Source organism: Streptomyces palmae (assembly GCF_004684805.1).
GTDB lineage: Bacteria > Actinomycetota > Actinomycetes > Streptomycetales > Streptomycetaceae > Streptomyces > Streptomyces palmae.
The window spans coordinates 1-2,246 of record NZ_SRID01000603.1; the positions used below are offsets into that span (position 1 = coordinate 1).

The following is a 2,246-nucleotide window of genomic DNA, read 5'->3' on the forward strand; positions in this document are numbered from 1 at the left end:
ACCCCGCCCGCCGCACCGGCGGCCGCCGGCCGCGCCACGGCCGTCGCCACCCGGGTGACGGTCGCCACGGCCGAGCAGATGCGTGAGCTGGGCCGCAGACTCGCCACGCTGCTGCGCCCGGGCGACCTGGTGCTGCTCACCGGCGAGCTGGGCGCCGGCAAGACCACGCTGACCCGCGGTCTGGGCGAGGGGCTCGGCGTGCGCGGCGCGGTCACCTCGCCGACCTTCGTCATCGCCCGGGTGCACCCCTCGCTCGGCGACGGTCCGCCGCTGGTGCACGTGGACGCGTACCGGCTGGGCGGCGGCCTGGACGAGATGGAGGACCTGGACCTGGATGTGTCGCTGCCGGACTCCGTGGTGGCCGTGGAGTGGGGCGACGGCAAGGTCGAGGAGCTGTCGGAGGACCGGCTGCACGTGGTCATCGCGCGCACGGTCGGCGCGGACGCGGTCGCCGCGGACGATCCCGGCGCCGACGACGTCCGTGAGGTGACGGTGACCGGTACCGGCGCCCGCTGGGCCTCGGTGGACCTCTCGGTGCTGACCACCGACTGAGCCGATCCGGCCGGCGGCGGCGCCGGACCGCGCGAGGGGGCCGGTGCGGAGGTCGGGCGTGCCGGGGACCCGGTACGGGGTCGGCCGCGCCGAAATGGGTGCAAGTGCCGGTCGGCCCGGGTCCGGTGTGCCGGGAGTGCGCCGGTGGGGTCTGTCTGGCGTGTGCCGGTGGGGTCCGCCCGGCCGCGCCGGAAAGGGCGCGGGCGCTGGTCGGCCCCGGGTCCGGTGTGCCGTGAGTGTGCGGGTGGGGTCTGTCTGGCGTGTGCCGGTGGGGTCCGCCCGGCCCGGTGCGCAGCTGGAGGGCCCGCCGCACCAAGCCGGCCCCCGAAGTCCTCGAACGGTCCCGGCGGCCCTCCCCCCGCGCCCCTGGCGCCCCTGCGCTCATGGACGGTCCGTATCCGGCCGTACGCCGCGCGGTCCCGCGTAGGGGCTCGCGTACGGCGTACGGGTGTCCACCAGGCGCCCTCGGATTCCGACAAGCCGTCGGGAAGATGTTGCGCCCGTGGCGTCGGGCGTGGTCACATGGAAGGCAGAGGGCTGGTTAGGTGTACCTAACTTAGTTGTTCGTCCCCCGTGGCCCTCTGGACTTCCGGCCCCTCAGGAGGCATCCATGTCGGCCCAAGAGTCCCCTGCGGCACCGCTCCGAGGACGCGGCGAGCAGCCGCCCCCGCAGGAGCCGTCCATGCGGGATCTGCTGGCGTCCTGCGCGGCGGCGAACGCGGTCTCCACACCGCCACCGGCCGAGCAGGCGGAACAGGACACCCCGCGGCCGTCCGAGAGCGAACGGGCCCGGGAGCGGGATCAGAGGCGGCGCGCGGAACAGAAGAACGAGCGGGCACCGCGGCCCACCCAGCGCAAGGCGGCCTGAAGCCCACGGGACAGACGCCCCGCGGGCTCGCCGGGAGCCCTCACCTTCCCGCGACGGGTTTCACACTCCCGCGCACCGCGCTGCCGCTACGGAACGACGACCACCTTGGTGTCGGGTGTGGCGAACCTCCACATGGCCGCGCCGTCGGCACGTGCCTCCCGGATCGCCCCGGTCTTCTTGCGCGCGTTCGGGTCGGGGGCCGAACCGTCCAGCGCCGCGCTGAAGCCGAACACCACGCCATCGGCCTGGTGGAAGACCACCACGTGCTCGACCTGGACTCCATCGGAGCCGACCAGCCCGCTCGAACGCGAGGTCACCCCGTACGCGCCGGGGTCGGGGTCCACCGAACTGGGGGAGACCGGGAAGGTACGCACCGGCTGCTCGTCGGCGCCGACCAGCCACACCCGCTTCGCGCCCACCGCGTAGACCACCCGGCGGCCGGTGCCCGAGTCACCGGGCAGCTTGGTGGAGCCCTTCTTGCCCTTGCCCTTGCCATCGGCCTTCTCGCCGCCGTGCGAGGCGGCCCGGGCCGTGGACCGATGGTCGGGGGCGGTCGCCTGGGCCTGGTAGGCCAGGACACCGACCACGACGAGTGCCGCCGCGGTGAGCCCTGCCACGATGGGACCGGCGCTACTGCGTGCCACCCTGCGTCACCTTTCGTACGACCGTACTCCCGCTTACTCCGGTAACCGTGACCGTAGCACCCGGCCGGCCCCACCGGTGTGCTTGTACGGACGGAGCGCCGACCGAGCCAGGCGCCCGGCGCAGGGGTCCCGGCGGTCGCGAATTCACTGTTTCGAGCGGACCCCGCGGCCCTGCCCGAGGC

General features: G+C 74.6%; 3 protein-coding genes. 2 read left to right on the top strand and 1 reads right to left on the bottom strand.

Annotation, left to right across the window (positions count from 1 at the left end; genetic code table 11):
* The first annotated feature begins 54 nt into the window (after positions 1–54).
* Complete coding sequence (tsaE, locus tag E4099_RS31385) at positions 55–552, top strand: tRNA (adenosine(37)-N6)-threonylcarbamoyltransferase complex ATPase subunit type 1 TsaE (RefSeq protein ID WP_342451962.1); 498 nt, start codon at positions 55–57, stop codon at positions 550–552.
* 682 nt (positions 553–1,234) lie between these two features.
* Positions 1,235–1,420 (top strand): hypothetical protein, encoded by a 186-nt coding sequence (locus tag E4099_RS31390; RefSeq protein WP_167828553.1) that lies wholly within the window; start codon positions 1,235–1,237, stop codon positions 1,418–1,420.
* An 86-nt stretch (positions 1,421–1,506) separates the two neighbouring features.
* Here the strand turns inward: E4099_RS31390 and E4099_RS31395 are convergent, their stop codons facing one another.
* A complete protein-coding gene (locus E4099_RS31395; RefSeq protein ID WP_135342491.1) occupies positions 1,507–2,064 on the bottom strand; it encodes a hypothetical protein in 558 nt (185 codons plus the stop codon).
* Positions 2,065–2,246: the final 182 nt, after the last annotated feature.